Raw genomic sequence first — 15387 nt, 5'->3', positions numbered from 1 at the left:
GTACTGCCTGCGTCGGCGCGCCTTGGCTCAGGTTCTCTGCGAGGTTTTGTTAGCGGCTCTAAGAGCCTGTTTACGATCTGAAAGCCGTCTATACTGCCCTATCATCTACTTGAAACAGCTGATAGGGATATCATGGGAAAGAACCGGCTGGAAGCCTTCAGCGACGGCGTGCTCGCCATCATCATCACCATCATGGTGCTGGAGCTGAAAGTGCCGCACGACACCACTTGGACGGCGTTACAGGACCGCTGGCCGGTCTTCCTCAGCTACGTGCTCAGCTTCATTTACGTGGGCCTGTACTGGAACAACCACCACCATTTCTATCACGCCATCCAGCGCGTGGACGGCCGCGTGCTATGGGCCAATCTGCACCTGCTGTTCTGGCTGTCCCTCATCCCCTTCGTCACCGGCTGGATGGGGGAAAACCACTTCGCCCCGCTGCCGCTGGCCCTGTACGGCGTGGTGCTGCTGATGTGCGCGCTGGCCTGGTGGCTGATGCAGCAATCCCTGCTGTGTCTGCCCGGCAACCGCACCCGGCTGTCCGAGGCGCTGGGCAAGGACATCAAGGGCAAGATCTCCCCGCTGTGCTACCTGATCGGCATCGCCGCCGCCTTTTACTGGGAATGGCTGTCCGCGGCGATGTACGTGCTGATGGCCCTGATCTGGCTGGTGCCAGACCGGCGCATTGAGCGGCTGTTGGCGGAAAAGTAACGCCGTCGTCGTCGCCCATTAATAAACACTATCAAACAAATTGTAATTTAAGATTTAACAAAACTATTGCCAGTTCCGATAATGGCCACTCCCTTAGTAAATGTTCTAATAATTTATGGGAGTGCCAATGTCTGCTCTGACCTTTTCCGTGAACCGCAAGCTTTTCACCGTGGCGCTGGCTTGTAGCGCCGCTCTGACCCAAGCCGCAGTCCTGACCCAGGACAACGGCGCGCCGGTGGGCGACAACCAGAACAGCCAAACCGCCGGCCCCAACGGCCCCACCCTGCTGCAAGACATTCAACTGCTGCAAAAGCTGCAGCGCTTTGACCGCGAGCGCATCCCGGAACGCGTGGTGCATGCGCGCGGCGTGGGCGCCGGCGGCGTCTTCGTCGCCAGCGAGGGGCTGCAAGACGTCAGCCGCGCCCTGGTATTCCGCAAGGGCGAGCAAACCCCGGTGTTCGTGCGTTTCTCCACCGTGATAGGCAGCCGCGGCGCGCCGGAAACCGACCGCGACCCGCGCGGCTTCGCCACCAAGTTCTACACCGCGCAAGGCAACTGGGATCTAGTGGGCAACAACCTGCCGGTGTTCTTCATCCGCGACGCGATCAAGTTTCCGGACATGGTGCACTCGCTGAAGCCGGACCCGGTGAGCAATGAGCAAGACCCCAACCGCGTCTTCGACTTCTTCTCCCACCAGCCGGAATCCACCCACATGCTGACCCGGGTGTACTCCAACTACGGCACCCCGGCCAATTACCGTGAAATGAACGGCAGCAGCGTGCACGCGCTGAAACTAGTGGCCGCCGACGGCCGCTACCAATACGCCAAGTTCACCTGGAAATCGCGCCAGGGCGAGCGCAATCTGCGCCCGGACGAACTGCCCAAGGTGCAGGGCCAATCGGTTGGCCACGCCACCGCGGACCTGCTGCAAAGCATCGAACAGAAACGCTACCCGTCCTGGGATTTGTACGTGCAGCTGATCCAGCCAGAGGACATGAACCGCTTCGCCTTCAACCCGCTGGACCCCACCAAGGTGTGGACCGGCGTGGCGGAGCGCAAGGTGGGCACCATGACGCTGAACCGGATTCCGGCCAACTTCTTCGAAGCCACCGAGCAAGTGGCGATGTCGCCGGCCAACTTGGTGCCGGGCATCGAGGCCTCGGAAGACCGCCTGCTGCAAGGCCGACTGTTCTCCTATCTGGACACCCAGATGCACCGCGTCGGCACCAATTTCCAGGCGCTGCCGGTCAACCGCCCGCGGGTTGAGGTGGTGAACAACAATCAGGACGGCGCGCAAAACGCCTCCGGCCGTCAGGGCAGCGTCAATTACGAGCCCAGCCGGCTGGCTCCCAAGCCGCAAGACCCGCAGTTCAAGCACAGCCGCCTGCCCTTGCAGGGCAACACCCAGCAAGAGGCCATCGCCAAAACGCTGAACTTCCAGCAGGCCGGCGAGTTCTACCGCTCGCTGAGCGCGCAGGACCAGGCGGACCTGATTCGCAATCTGTCCGGCGACTTGGCCAAGGTGCGCAATGCCGAGACCCGCGATGTGATGTTGTCGCACTTCTACAAGGCGGACCGCCAGTACGGCGAGCGTCTGGCCAAGGCCTTGAAGGTGGACGCGAAGGGGATTGAGCGCAGGGCGGCGCTGTTGCAGGAATAAGCGTAGCCGCTTGAGTGAAGCGGGGCGGCCCAAGGCCGCCCCGTTTTTTTGCGCGCGCGCCGCGCTGTGGCAGCGGTGTCGGCGGGGTTTGGTGGGTATCGCCTACGGCTCCACCCACCTGCTTAGGTTAGCGATTGCGCAGGCGGATGCGACGGAAACGCGCTTCCAGCTTGAGCCTTTGTCCCAGCGCCAGATAGAGCTGATGTTGGCTATCCACATGGCGATAGACCCGGACCCGGTCGGCGCCCAACAGCATCATGATTTCCAGATAGTTGAAGAAGCCCATCCACTGACCACGTCCGTCGCGGTCGTCAAAATCGATGTCGCGCGCCACGCGGCTGAGCAGGCCCTTGCCGACGTATTCGCGGTTGTCCTTCATCCATTGCAGCAGGTGGGCCGCGCATTCGCGGCCGTAGCTGACATTGGAGGGGTGGTCCTTGCTGGGCGTGGGCATTTGCCAGTAATGCCGATAGGTGCGGCCGGGGCAGAAACGAACAAAGGGGAGCAAGGCTTCCTGCTGCTCCAGCGAGTGCAGTTTGTAGCGACGACGACGGGGGAAGTTTTGAGCGTGATGCATGGTGTTTCTCCTGCTGTGACACAAGATAAACCACCTGCCGAGAGAAGCTGAGGTATGAGGCAGGCGCGTGAGCGGATTGGCGTACCGGGCTAGCATTAAACCGGCGAGTGCATGGCACTCTCCTCCCACACGCCTGCCGAATGGCACTGCCATGGCAAAGCAGCCCACGCAGCACGCTGCGTAGGCCTGGGGATAATGCTAGCGACGGGACGCCAATCCCGTGTGCCGCGTGTGGGCGGCAACGGGGGGATTGTTGCCGAGGAGGCGGTTGGGGTCAAGGTGGGGTGGTTGGTGTGGCTAGGTGTGTGGGTTTTGTATCCGCTACGCGGATAATGATTTTCATTGCCGGGGCTGCCCGGCGAGCAGGGAGAGGATATTTGCTTGGCCAAATATCCTCTCCACTCCTAAAGGCCACCCTGCAAGCCTGGCCTACGGCTTCCCGCCGGGACCCGTCAGGCCCGAGGCGCGGCTGAACTCGCAGCGCGCTAACGTCGCGCTGCTCGAACAGGCAGCCGCTTAAAACCTCGGGCCTGCCACCCGACGGCAGGCTTGAAGGGACCCAGGGTGCGTCGGATACGTGGTTTATTCTTGATTTGTCTTAGATATCCACAGGCAGGGTCAAACTGGATAGTTATCCACAGAACTAGCCAGCAAAGCTAAATCACTCTTTCTTTTCAAAAAAAGACCACTTCGTGTAGCGCCCAGGTGTCCCCTCGGGGCGCGCCGGAGAAAAAGGGGTCTGCAAGGTTTTAAGCGGCTGCTTTGTTTGAGCGATTTGACGCTAGCAAATCGCGAGTTCAGCCGCGCCTTGCAGGCCTCTTTTTCTTCGGGGTTTCGCGTCCTGGGGGACGAGGGGGGCTGGAAGGGGGCGGCGGCCCGCCCCCTCCCCGTTCGCCGCGCGGAAAGCGGCACCCAAAACATCATCCGCGCAGTGGATACAACTGAACAGTCTCCACTCAACACAACGTGATCAATAAGAGGAAAGGCACCCCGCAAAGCCAATCCCAAATCATCATCCACCCAACAGACTCAAACCCCATAAAAAAGCCCACGCGGGGCCTCCGCCCTACTCCATCACCCCATGCTCCCCATACGCCAGCCGCGTCTCCACCTCCCCAAACATATGATCCATGATGATGTCCCGCACCGCCGTCGCCGGCACCGACCCCGGCGGCAAGCTGTCCGGCAAAGAACTAATCATCAACGGACCATGCTCCGGATTCAGCGTGGGACGGCCATGCGAACCCCGCACCAAGGACGGATCCAGCGGAATCACCTCCAACAAACTCCGCATCCCCAACTTGCGCTTCAACAAAGTCCAGGCAATGTCCAACTTCGGCCAACTTAAAGCCGGGTCCAAAAACAACTCCACCGGGTCGTAACCCGGCTTGCGGTGAATATCCACCGTGCGGGCGAAATCCGGCGCGCGCGCATCGTCCAGCCAATAGTAATAACTGAACCAACGATCCGGCCGGCTCACCGCCACCAGCTCGCCGGAACGCGGATGATCCAGCCCCAGCAAACGCTTGCCGGCCTGGTCCAACACCATTTCCACCCCCTCCAGCTCCAGCAACAAAGCCTTCACCTCCGGCACCAATGCCGGCTGACGCACATAGATGTGAGCAATCTGGTGATCCACCAGCGCGAAGGCCGCCGACGCGCCGCAATCCAGCTTGTCCTCGCCCGCCTCCTCCCTCACCTTGAGCCAACCGGCCATGCGCAGAATGCGGTTGATGGCGATGTCGTTGCTGACCGGCGTGACGCCGTACTCGGACAAGACGATCACGCGGCAGCCGTCCCGGTCCGCCTCCTCGATCAACTCCCCGCACAACTGATCCACCGCCGCCACCTCCGCCGCCACGTCCGGATGATCCGGCCCCAAGCGCTGCAGGCAGTAATCCAGATGCGGCAGGTAGACCAGGGTCAGCGTGGGCTGGCGCGAGCGGTACAGATGCAAGGCGCAGTCCGCGATCCAGCGGCTGGAGCGGATATCCGCCGCCGGCCCCCAAAAGTGAAACAGAGGAAAATCGCCCAGCTTTTGACGCAATTCCGCGTGCAGCTCCGGCGGGTTGCAGTAGAAGTCGGGAATCTTGCAGCCGTCGGCCTTGTAGATCGGGCGCGGCGTCACGCTCCAGTCCACGTCGGCGTACATGTTGTACCACCAGAACAACTGCGCGCAGCTGAAGCCGGCGTGCAGGCGCCGGGCTTCGTGCCAGAGTTTCTCGCCCTGAATCAAGGCGTTGTTCTGTCTCCAGAACAGCGGCTCGGCCAGCTCTCGCGAATACCAGCCGTTGGCGACGCAGCCGTGCGCCTGCGGCAGTTGGCCGGTCAGATAGGTGGCTTGCGCCGGGCAGGTCAGCGCCGGCGTCACCGCCATGAGCGGGCGCTGCGCGCCGCGCTCCGCCAGCCGGCTCAGGTGCGGCGCATGCCGCAGCAGTTGCGGCGTCAGGCCCACCACATTCAGAACGAGTGTGCGTTGCATGATGTCACTCCACGATGTCCACCTGCGGATTTTGGCCGCGCAGCACGGAATTGCCCTGATACAGCCGGCGCTGGTCCACCGCCAGCGGGCTGTTGGCTTCTTCGATGTCCAGACGGCCGCTCTGGGCGAAGAAGTCCAGCGGGTTGCGCCAGACGATGGTTTCGATGTCGCGCTCGGCAATGCCGGCGGCGCGCATCGCCTCCACGGTTTTGGGCACTTTCAGCGGATCGCTGACGCCCCAGTCGGCGGCGCTGTTGATGATGATGCGTTCGCTGCCGTACTGGCGCACCAACGCCACCATCCGCGGTTCGTCCATCTTGGTGTTGGGGTAGATGGAGTGGCCGGCCCAGCAGCCGGAGTCCAGCACCAGCGGCAAGGTTTCTTCGGTGTTGTGGTCTATCAGCACCCGCTCCGGCGCAATGCCGCTGTCGCGCACCAGCGCCAGGCTGCGCAGGGTGCCGGCCTTTTTGTCGCGGTGCGGGGTGTGGACCAGCGCCGGCAGGTCGAACTCCATCGCCAGTTCCAGCTGGCGGGCGAAGTAGCGCTCCTCGGCCGGGGTTTCGTCGTCGAAGCCGATTTCCCCCACCGCCACCACGCCGTCCTTGTCCAGATAGCGTTCCAGCAGCGCCATCACGCCGTCGGCCACGTCCGGGTTGTTGGTCTCCTTGGGGTTGAGGCCCAGGGTGCAGAAGTGGCGGATGCCGAATTGCGCGGCGCGGAAGCGTTCCCAGCCCAGCAGCGACAGGAAGTAGTCGTCGAAGCTGCCGACGTGCCGGCGCGGCTGGCCCATCCAGAACGCCGGCTCCACCACCACGCTGATGCCGGCCCGGCTCATCGCCTGGTAGTCGTCGGTGGTGCGGGAAGTCATGTGGATGTGCGGGTCAAACATTTTCATGATGCAGTCCTTGCAGTAGGAAAACGACGTCGTCGGACACGCTGCGGCCGGCGGCGCGTCGCTCGCTGGCGTAGGCGGCCACCATGTGTTCCAGCTCCGGGCTCCAGCGCTGCTCTAGGCCGGCGATATGCCGCGCCGGCGCGCCGGTGAACAAGGCCTTGAGCACCAGCTGGTTGAAATTGAGTTCGGGAAACTGTTGCGCCGGGTAGGCGTTGTCGCAGGCCAGCGCCTGAAACACGCCGGCCACGTGGCTGCGGCTGGCGTCGGTGGCCAGCGCCAGCCAGTCTTCCGGCTTGGGCAGCAGGATCAGCGCCTTGACCACCGCCTGCTGTTCCAGGCTGTCGCCGCCACGATACAGATCGAACGCCAACGCCGGGCCAGCGCCGGCGGCCAAGGCCCTCAGCAGCAGCAAGGCGCGGCCGGCGTCGCCGGGGGACCAGGCTTCCGCCGCCAGCACGCGTTGGGCTTGCAAGGCCTTGATCGCGGCCTTGGGCAGCAGGGTCAGCGCCGCCAGTTGCCGGTTGGCCACGCTGAACAAGCGGCGACAGGCGGCGGGCTCCGGCGCCTCGGCGGTCAGCCGGCGACAGGCTTCCAACCACACCAGCGCCTGGGCGGCGTTGTGGCGGTCCGCCGCGTCCAGCAGGCTGGCGTGCAATTGATCCGCCAGCATGGTTTGCGTTTCCATCGCGCAGATTCTCCGTTCAAGTGCCCGGCACCCGGCGTTGCCATGTCCGGGTCAGCCAGGCGGCCAAAACCGCCAACGCCGCCCACTGCGGCTGGCCCGCGGCGGCGATGAACAAAGCGTCCGCCAGCGCGATGCCGGCGATCAGGCCGCCGACGGCGCGCGGCGTGTCACGGCCGGGTCCGGGCCAGGCCAGCCGCAGGCAATGCGCGCTCCAACTCAGGCTGAGCAGCAAAAAGGGCAGCGCCCAGGGTTGGAACGGTTGGCTGAGCAGGTAGAGCGGCGGCGCGGCCAGACCCAACAACGGGGCCAGCCGCCCCAGTCCGGCGCGGCCTTCCTGCTTGGCCACGTAAGTCAGCGCGATCAGATAAGCCAGCAGCGCCAGCGCCGCCAGCAGCAGCGGGCCGGACAAGGCGCCGGCGCCCAGCGCCAGGCCGCTGATCAGATAAACCTGCATCCGGCACAGGCCCATCAGCAGCGGGCTGAGCGGATTGTGTTTGTGCCAAAGGTCGTAGAGCACCACGGTGGCGGCCAGGCACAGACCGGCCAGCAAGACAGGCAGGCCCAGCGCCGCCAGCAGGGCGACGCCGACGGCAAGCTGGGCGGCGCCGGCCAGCAACACCAGCCGCGCCGACGCCAGCCCGGCGGGAATGGGGCGCTCCGGCCGTTCGCGCGCGTCGATGTGGCGGTCGCAGACATCGTTCAGATACATGCCGGCCACGTAGATCAAGGACAGCGACAACAGCAGCAAGGCGAGCGGGCCGCCGGCCACGGCGTGGCCGGACAGCACCGCGCCGGCGAGGACGTTGCTCCACACCGTGGGCAGGTTGGACACCCGGCCCAGCCTCAGCGCCAGCGACCAGACCCCGGCCACGCGCCGGCGGGTCTGGCGCGCGTGCCGCCGCGACAGCCGCCGCCGGGCGCAGGTCTTGGGAATGGGCAGGGCGCGCTGGCCGCTCATCGCAGCTGGCCCTCCGCCCATTGCAGCTCCCGGCAGATGGCTTCGCCCAGATCGCCCTGACGGTGGGCCGGGGGCAGCACGCCCCAGCTATAGGTTTCCACCTCCAGATGGCTGCTCAGCGGCCGCTGGCGTTGCAGGACCAGCAGCCGCGACAGGAAGTCCTGGGTGCTGGCGAACGGCCCCAGCGCGGCGTGGCAGATGGGCACGTGGAAGTGGATGCGCCATTCGTCGGCCGGCTGCCGCGGCAGGGCCGTCAGCGCCGCCGGCAGGTCCGGGTAGCGCCACAGGTCGTCGCCGCGCCGCGCCACCACTTGGTGCAGATAGGTGTCTTCGGCGAAGGCGCGCAGCGCTTCCGCCGCCATCCGGTCCGGCCGGGTCACGCGCAGGCCGGCACTGAGCTGCAGCTTGGCGATGGCGATGCCGGCCTGATCCAGCCGCGCCACCGCGTCTTCCGGCTGTTCGTACTCCACCGCGGCGTGGCAGGCGTCCAGGCACACGCCCAGGTGCCGCCTCACGATGGCTTCGGCTTCTTCGCGTTTGACATTGCACCATTTGGCCACTTGATTGAGCGCGGCTCGGCTCAATAGGTGCAGCTCGAAGAAGGCAACCGCGTCTTCGCTGGTGGCCAGCAGGCAGTCCGGCTCCGGTTCCAGCGCCAGCATGATGCGGCGGCCGCTGTCCTGTCGCAGCCGATGCAGGAAGGCGGCGTGCTCCAGCAGATGGGTGGCGATCCACAGCGCGCCGCTGCCGTCGCCGCTCAGGTGTTGGCGATAACCGCCGGGCACGGTGCTGACGCTGCCGTATTCCAGTTCCGGCGGCAGCAGCGCGGCCAGCAACTGGGCCAGCCGGTTGCTGTAGATCAGCCGCTGCGGGTCCCGCCAGTCCGGCAGGTAAACCGCGTCCTTCACCGCTTGCCGATGGAAGGCGCCGAAGGGAAAGCCGTTGAGGGTGAACACATAGCATTGGTGTTCGGCCAGAAAATCGCGGAATTCCGCCTGCGCCGGTTCTTCCTCCAGCTGGCGCGCGGCCAGCGCGGACAGCCGCAGCCCAATGCCGAACGGCCGGTCCGGCGCCACGCGAGCCTTGATGCGCGGCAGGTGGAAGCCCAGCTGAGCGCGCATTTCCTGCCAGCTTTCGCCGGGGTGGATATTGGTGCAGTAGCTCATGTGGACCGCGGGCAGAGTGGCGGCGGGCAGACTGTCCGGCCGTTGTTGGGGGTCAAGCAGCAACATGGTCATCGCTCCTGTCGCGCAGCCAGTCTATGGCCGCGTTCATCCGATCCGCATCGATGGCGTGCACTTCCACCCCCTGCCCCAAACGCTGCAGCAGGGTGATGGTCAGTTCGCCGCCTAGGTGTTCGCGGAACTCATCCAGCCCGGCCAGCACCTGGCGACGCTCGCCGTCGCGCCAGTCCAACGCCGGGTGCCATAACGAAAAGCCCAGCCGCAGCAGCAGCCGGTGCAAACTCAGTTGCGCCGGTTCGCGCAACAGGCCGGCCAACACCGCGTAGCGGCAGTCCAGCGCCAGCCCTATCGCCACCGCCTCGCCGTGGCGCAAGGCGTAAGCGCTCAGCGCTTCCAGCTTGTGCGCGGCCCAATGGCCGAAATCCAGCGGCCGGGCGCTGCCGAACTCGAAGGGGTCGCCGCCCTGGCCGATGTGGTTCAGATGCAGTTCGGCGCAGCGCCGTATCATCCATTGCATCGCTTCGTCGTCGCCGTCGGCCAGCGCTTCGGCGTTGGCGTCCAGCCAGTCGAAGAAGGCGCGGTCGCGTATCGCCGCCACTTTCACCGCCTCGGCGATGCCGGCGATGCGGTCTCGGCGCGGCAGGCTGGCGATGAAGTCGTAGTCGTTGAGCACGGCGAACGGCGGCGCGAAGGCGCCGAGGAAGTTCTTGGCGCCGAAGGCGTTGATCGCGGTTTTGACGCCCACGCCGGAATCGTTCTGCGCCAGCACGGTGGTGGGCATGCGCACCACGCGCACGCCGCGGTGGGTGGTGGCCGCGGCGAAGCCGGCCATGTCCAGCAGCGCGCCGCCGCCGACGATGACCACGCAGCTGTGACGGTCCACATGGCATTGCTGCAACCAGCTTTGCAGCGCGAATAGTTGTTCCGGATCGTTCTTGCAAGCTTCACCGCCCGGCGCCAGCCGAGGCGGCGCGGCCAGTTCCAGCGCGTCGCGGTGACGCCGGGCGTAGCGCTCGAAGGCGGCGGGCAGCCACGGGTGGGCGGCGGCCACGTCTTGGTCAATCAGAACCACGAATCGATGGCGCCTTTCCGGCTCGCGCCGGCAGATGGCTTGCCGCAACAGCGGGTTGCCAGGGTCGCTCAGCAGGCCGCGGCCGAAATACACCGGGTATTCGAACGGCACGCTGAAGCGCTGCATGGTCATGGCCCCGGCGCTGCGGCCGCTTGCGGCGTCTCCGAGGTCTGGCTTGCTGACTGGCAGTGGCATGGCTCTGCTCCTAAAAAAACCGGCTCTTACGACCCGCTAACAAAACCCCTGGTCCCGCGTTGCGCCTCCTTGTCGTACCACTTTGTACTGCCTGCGTCGGCGCGCCTTGGCTCAGGTTTTCTGCGAGGTTTTGTTAGCGGTTCTTAAATCTGCTGCGCGTTGACGGTCCGGCGCTGCGGCCCGTCAAGGCTGGCTTTCGTATCCCGCGGCCAGTGCGCTGGCGCCGATGAGACGGCAAACGCGGCCCGGCATCCGCCGGACCGCTTTGGCCTTGCGCAATGGCGGACGGCGTTTAATCGCTGGTGTCCATCCCTCCTTGCGTATTCACGTAGCGATAGCTGGGTCCAGCCGTCTTCTCGCTACCCGGCGCCACCGGCGTTTCCATCAGGCTCACCGCTTGCACCTTGAGGTCGTACATCAGGCCGATGGCGGTGTCGATGCGCTTGGGATCGCCGTTGAAAGCCTGGTGCAAGGCGTTGAGCAGGCTGCTGTAGCTGTAGGCGAAGGCTTCCACCCTCACCTTGGCCTGGGTGTTGTCCTGATAGTCGTAGTCCTGCGGGTTGGACACCATCGGGTAGACCCCGGCCGGGTCGTAGGGCACTTCCGCGCCGGCGTAGGCGTAGCCGCCGTCCGGGGTGCTGACGATGCGGCGGCCGTAGTAGATTTCGCCGAACTTGTAGTAGTGCGCCGGGTTGCCCGGAGATTGGTTCGGGTTGGTGCTGGTGCCCTCGCCTTCAACAATGATGATGTTGATGGCGTGCAGGGCGCTGGCGATGTCCTTGATGGGAAACAAGCGCTCCGGCGAGAACCAGCCCAGCACCTGCTTGGGCACCGTGGCCGGAATGAAGATGCCGTCGCCCAGTTCCTTGATCTTCTTTTTGATCGCGTCGTAGAACTCGCCGATGGTGGCGTAGTCCGGCTCGTCCTCGGCGGCGAGCTTGGGCGTTTCCACCGGCACCGGGTCTTCCGGCTCCTCGATCACCATGAAGGTGTTGAACACCAACTCCTTGGAAAAAGGCTCGATGCCCACGATGAAGTCATCGCCGCCGATGGACATTGGCAGCGGCCCCGGATACTTGGGGATGAACGGCGGCTTGTTGATCTGCGGGTGGCCGCCGATGGAGATCAGAATATTGCCCGCGATGCACATGTGCAGCATTTCCTGCATCACGATGCTATGGATCAACTGGCGGATTTCCACGTTGTAGCCCGGCTTCAGCGAAAACATCGCGGTCAGATAGGGCGGAATGGTGGCATGCTCCAGTTCCACCGCGTTTTGCAGGTAGTAATGCAGTTCGGCCGCGGTCTTGGCGGCGCGGATGCCGTGGATGATGCTGCGTTGCAAGCGAATCATGGCCTGTTCTCCCTCAATCCTGCGACGGCGCGGCTTTGCGTCGCGCCTGGAGTTGCAACACCACCGCGCTCTTGCCGGCGATTTGCAGATCGTCCAATGGCACCGCCACCGCATCGGTGTCCACCTCACGCGGCGCGGGCACGACGGCGGCCTTGAGCGGCGGCGCGCCCTTGAGCGGCTTGCCCTGAGCGTCGGTCTGGTTCAGCCACTTGAGGATGATGGCGCGCTTGTCGTCGGACAGGTCGCGAGTCACCGGCATGTGGTTGGGATCGCTCATCGGCAGGGCGAACGCCAGTTTGAGGATGTCGACATGGCGCACCACGGAGTCGTAATCGCTCAGGTCCACCACGTATTTGCTCATGATGGGATAGAGGTTGCCGTACTGGACGAAGATGGGCCGGATGTCGTCATACCAAGTGGGATGATCCGGCACCGGCACGCGGTCGAAGGCCAGCACGCTGACGAAATTCCACGGGTTGCTGATGTAGTCTTGAGGTTGCTGCCGCAACTGGTAGCCGATGCCGTAGAGCTGGCCGTCGATATAGCCGCGCGGATTGCCCGGCCCGGCCGGAATCGCGCTGACCACCGCTCGGCCATGACCGCTGTCGTTGGTGTGGAAGCTGGCCGGGTAGTGCACCGCGTCCGTCGGCACGCTGATCCTGGGCGGCAGCACCGGCTTGTTGTCCGGCGGCGAAGGCGGCAGCGGCTGGCCGCCGCCCATTGGGTTCTTGCTCTTGGGCAACAAGCCTACGTCGACTTCGGCAGACAGCGGCTGGCCATAACGGCTGGCGAAAAAGCTGACCGGCAGTTGCTGACCGGCGTTCAGCCGCAGCACATGATCGTCGGAACGCACGTAGAGGCCGTCGATGGATTCTTGCACCCGCACTTGGTAGCCGTCGTCAGCGGGGCTCAGCAACAGTAGCGGACAGGCTTCCAGCGCCTGCCTGGCGCCGGGAATGGCGGCGTAGTCGAAGTCCTGGATCGCCGCGGTCTGACGAAACCACTCGGACGGCTCGTCGCTGGCCGCCGCGCCCGGCGGCGGCGGGTCGTAGGCCACCTGGCCCAGCACGATGACCTGGTCCTGGCTCAGACTGCCGCTGATCGGCGCGTGCGCCGGCTGTTTCAGCACCGCCAAGGTCAACGGCCCCAGATCGACGAAGGCGCCGCTGGCGTCAATGATGGGCAGCGCGTTGCCGAAGTCCGCGGTCAGGGTCTGTCGGTCCGGATGATTCTTGCACTGGAAGCTGTAAACCCCTTCCGTCGGCTTCGTCGTATTGTTGCTGTCCACCTGCGCCGTCATTTGCCGGCCCATGATGAAATGCTTGGGCTCCCGCTCATGGTAAGGACCGATGGTGCCGACGATGTGGCCCTGGGTGTAGCGCGGGATCGAGGGATCGCGGCCGTAGCCGAACAGATTGAACTCGATGGCCAGCAGGCCGTGCTGGCTGGCCTTGCGCAGCGCCTCCAGCACCGGCGAGTGGCTATGCCCGTGCCATTGCACGTTTTCCAGGATGGACTGGTAGTTGGCACCCAGCGTTTGGTCGTTGAACGCCTCGATTTGCTGACGCTTCCATAAATTCATGAAGCCCACCGGCAGCATGTCGCCGATGAACAGCGCGCGCTCGACATTGTCGGTCAGCCGCACTTGCAAGGCCCATATCTGGGACACCATTTGCTGCTGCGGGTCCAGGTCCGCCATCTTGCCCGGGGCGCGGCAATCGGCGTTTTCCATCGCCATGCCGATGATGGGGTCCTGCGCGCTGCTGGTGACCGGCTTGCCGTTGAGGCTGGCGCCGGTGACGCTGCAGCTGACGAAGCGGAAGATGGCGGTGCCCTGCGGGTTCCAGCCGCCGTCGCCATACTCCTGATATTGCTCCTTGAAGGCGTCGGAATCGTAATAACAAACATTGTTGTTGACGGTGGACACGTCCGACTGGAAGTAGCCGGAAAAGTGAATGCGGGGAGAGTCGAGATAACTCATGGCGGTTCCTTTACGGCTGCAAAGTGGCCCAACTCGGGTCGGGTTGGGCGTTGGCCTTGTCGGCCGCCGGCGCGTCCGCCTTGCCCTTGTCCGGGCAATCGGTGGCGAACAGGCAGCACCATTCCGGCTTGGCCGGGCACATCTCGGCCACCTTCATCCAGGTCTGTTTGGGGTCCGGTTTCTGAGCGCGGAAATGGCTGTAGTTCTGGCTGACCATGGGCGCGTCCGGCGGCGAGCCGGGATCGCCGGAGAAGAAGAAGGACTGCGGATGCCGGTACGGCGCGCCCTTGCCGCCGTCGCGGGTCGCTTGCTTGTAGAAGGCGTAGCCGAACAGGATGCTGCCCGGCTGCACCAGGCGCGAATACGCCTGGACGCTGCCGTTCAAGTGGGTGCTCTGCTCGGCGTTGTACGGCAGATGCTTGATGAAGTCGCGGCGCGGCGGGTGATTGTCCAAGGAAAACTGGCAACACTGCGGCGTGCCCTTGGGCCGGTCCGCGTAGCGCAGGAAATAAGCCTTGTTGCCCAAGGACACGAAGGAGCAGCTGTAATGATTGCTGCCGGGGAAGATGGGCAGGCAGCGTTTTTCATAGTGTTCCATCATCGCGCCGCGGCCGTCGCCGTCCGCCGGTACATAGCTGGAATCGTAATAGCTGGCGCCGTAGGACGTTTCGTAATCTTGGCCCTCGCTCATCCCGGCTGGCGGCGAGGCGTACGGCGGCGGATATTCCTTGATCGCCGCCTGATTGAAGATGCGATACATGGTCCAGTCGCTGACCCACCATTCGGGGAACAGCGGATCGCTGGGTTCGCCGGGCTTGCGCGGATAGACGCAGCTGCCCGGCAACAGACAGCCGACGGTGTTATGCACGCCGCCGGTGTAGTAGCTGTGGCGACCCGCCGGCGTGCTCTTCAAGGCCTTGAGCGCGGCGGCGGCGGAAGCCTCCGGCATGTCGGCGGCCTGGACGCCGGCGGCGGCGCAGGCCAGAACCAGCCACCCCCAGCGCGCGCTGGCGGAGACAGACTGTTGCAATGACATCGATTGTGCTCCTTCATATTGGAACCCCGGTGCCATCCGCCCCCTTGGCGGCCGTTGCCTTCCCGGCTGACTGCGGACGGCGCCGCTTCGCAGGCGGCGGACCCGCCCTCCCTGATGCAGCGCACTACGTATAGTCACTTAGTATTAATCCACGCCAACAATCATGCTTTTATCATTACATGCAAGTGTGGTTATAGCTGCCGGCCAGATCAGCCGCAAAGGAAAATGTGAGATGCGAACTAAGTGCTGGTTCAAAGGCTCGCGAGCCAGAGCGAGACGAGGCGAAAATGAGCGAAAAAGCGGAATGTACAGTTGGTACATGAGCATTTCGAAACGGTTTTCAACGCTGTATCGCCGAAGCGCAGCAGACTTTGAACAGGTCCTAAAGCGGTTTGGGCGCGGCGGCTCCCCTCCGGCCTTGACCCCAAGCGCGGCGCTGGACGACAATCCACGACGCGCCGGAGTTCCCCGGCGCCGGGAACGCGGCCCACGCAGGCCGGCAGGCCGCCCCGCCATGGACTTGCCCGCTTCCGATCGGTACCGGACAGGCTGCGCCGACATCAATTGGAAACTTTCATCATGGCCCTCCCCCCCACC

12 protein-coding genes are annotated in these 15387 nt (G+C 64.5%); 2 read left to right on the top strand and 10 right to left on the bottom strand.

From position 1 onward, the window contains the following. Window positions 1-132 precede the first annotated feature (132 nt). Both B0T39_RS18780 and B0T39_RS18775 read left to right on the top strand, forming a co-directional pair. Window positions 133-711 carry a TMEM175 family protein gene (locus tag B0T39_RS18780; protein ID WP_081549254.1) on the top strand — a complete coding sequence of 193 codons (579 nt, stop codon included), beginning with the start codon at window positions 133-135 and terminating at the stop codon, window positions 709-711. A 127-nt stretch (window positions 712-838) separates the two neighbouring features. Next, window positions 839-2371: a catalase gene (locus tag B0T39_RS18775; RefSeq protein ID WP_081549253.1), complete on the top strand. Its 1533-nt coding sequence runs from the start codon at window positions 839-841 to the stop codon at window positions 2369-2371. A gap of 127 nt (window positions 2372-2498) precedes the next feature. Here B0T39_RS18775 and B0T39_RS18770 read toward each other — a convergent pair whose 3' ends face one another. The 10 genes from B0T39_RS18770 to B0T39_RS18725 form a co-directional block, all read right to left on the bottom strand. Continuing rightward, window positions 2499-2948: a hypothetical protein gene (locus tag B0T39_RS18770; protein ID WP_081549252.1), complete on the bottom strand. Its 450-nt coding sequence runs from the start codon at window positions 2946-2948 to the stop codon at window positions 2499-2501. Window positions 2949-4014: 1066 nt separating this feature from the next. Then, window positions 4015-5430, bottom strand: coding sequence for an alkaline phosphatase family protein (locus B0T39_RS18765; RefSeq protein WP_081549251.1), 1416 nt, complete (start codon window positions 5428-5430; stop codon window positions 4015-4017). Between the two features lie 4 nt (window positions 5431-5434). Further along, the gene (locus B0T39_RS18760; protein ID WP_206119060.1) at window positions 5435-6325 is read right to left on the bottom strand and encodes a TatD family hydrolase; all 891 of its coding nucleotides are present in this window, start codon (window positions 6323-6325) and stop codon (window positions 5435-5437) included. Then, window positions 6312-7010 (bottom strand): EboA domain-containing protein, encoded by a 699-nt coding sequence (locus tag B0T39_RS18755; RefSeq protein ID WP_081549249.1) that lies wholly within the window; start codon window positions 7008-7010, stop codon window positions 6312-6314. Before B0T39_RS18755 ends, B0T39_RS18760 begins: the two co-directional genes overlap by 14 nt. Before the next feature lie 16 nt (window positions 7011-7026). Further along, on the bottom strand, window positions 7027-7989 hold the full coding sequence (locus B0T39_RS18750; RefSeq protein WP_217806280.1) for a UbiA family prenyltransferase: 963 nt from the start codon (window positions 7987-7989) through the stop codon (window positions 7027-7029). Further along, complete coding sequence (gene eboE, locus B0T39_RS18745) at window positions 7965-9200, bottom strand: metabolite traffic protein EboE (RefSeq protein WP_081549248.1); 1236 nt, start codon at window positions 9198-9200, stop codon at window positions 7965-7967. The genes B0T39_RS18750 and eboE overlap by 25 nt, the downstream gene beginning before the upstream one ends. Then, window positions 9187-10419, bottom strand: coding sequence for a 3-dehydroquinate synthase (locus B0T39_RS18740; protein WP_217806279.1), 1233 nt, complete (start codon window positions 10417-10419; stop codon window positions 9187-9189). Before B0T39_RS18740 ends, eboE begins: the two co-directional genes overlap by 14 nt. A 292-nt stretch (window positions 10420-10711) precedes the next feature. Then, window positions 10712-11773: a ferritin-like domain-containing protein gene (locus tag B0T39_RS18735; protein WP_166454250.1), complete on the bottom strand. Its 1062-nt coding sequence runs from the start codon at window positions 11771-11773 to the stop codon at window positions 10712-10714. A 13-nt stretch (window positions 11774-11786) separates the two neighbouring features. Continuing rightward, window positions 11787-13754, bottom strand: coding sequence for a hypothetical protein (locus B0T39_RS18730; RefSeq protein WP_081549246.1), 1968 nt, complete (start codon window positions 13752-13754; stop codon window positions 11787-11789). 10 nt (window positions 13755-13764) lie between these two features. After that, entirely contained in the window at window positions 13765-14790 is a 1026-nt protein-coding gene (locus B0T39_RS18725) for a hypothetical protein (RefSeq protein ID WP_081549245.1), read from the bottom strand. Window positions 14791-15387 lie beyond the last annotated feature (597 nt).

It is taken from the genome of Chromobacterium haemolyticum (genome assembly GCF_002081825.1).
Taxonomy (GTDB): Bacteria; Pseudomonadota; Gammaproteobacteria; order Burkholderiales; family Chromobacteriaceae; genus Chromobacterium; species Chromobacterium fluminis.
This window is presented reverse-complemented; position numbering and strand designations above follow the sequence as displayed.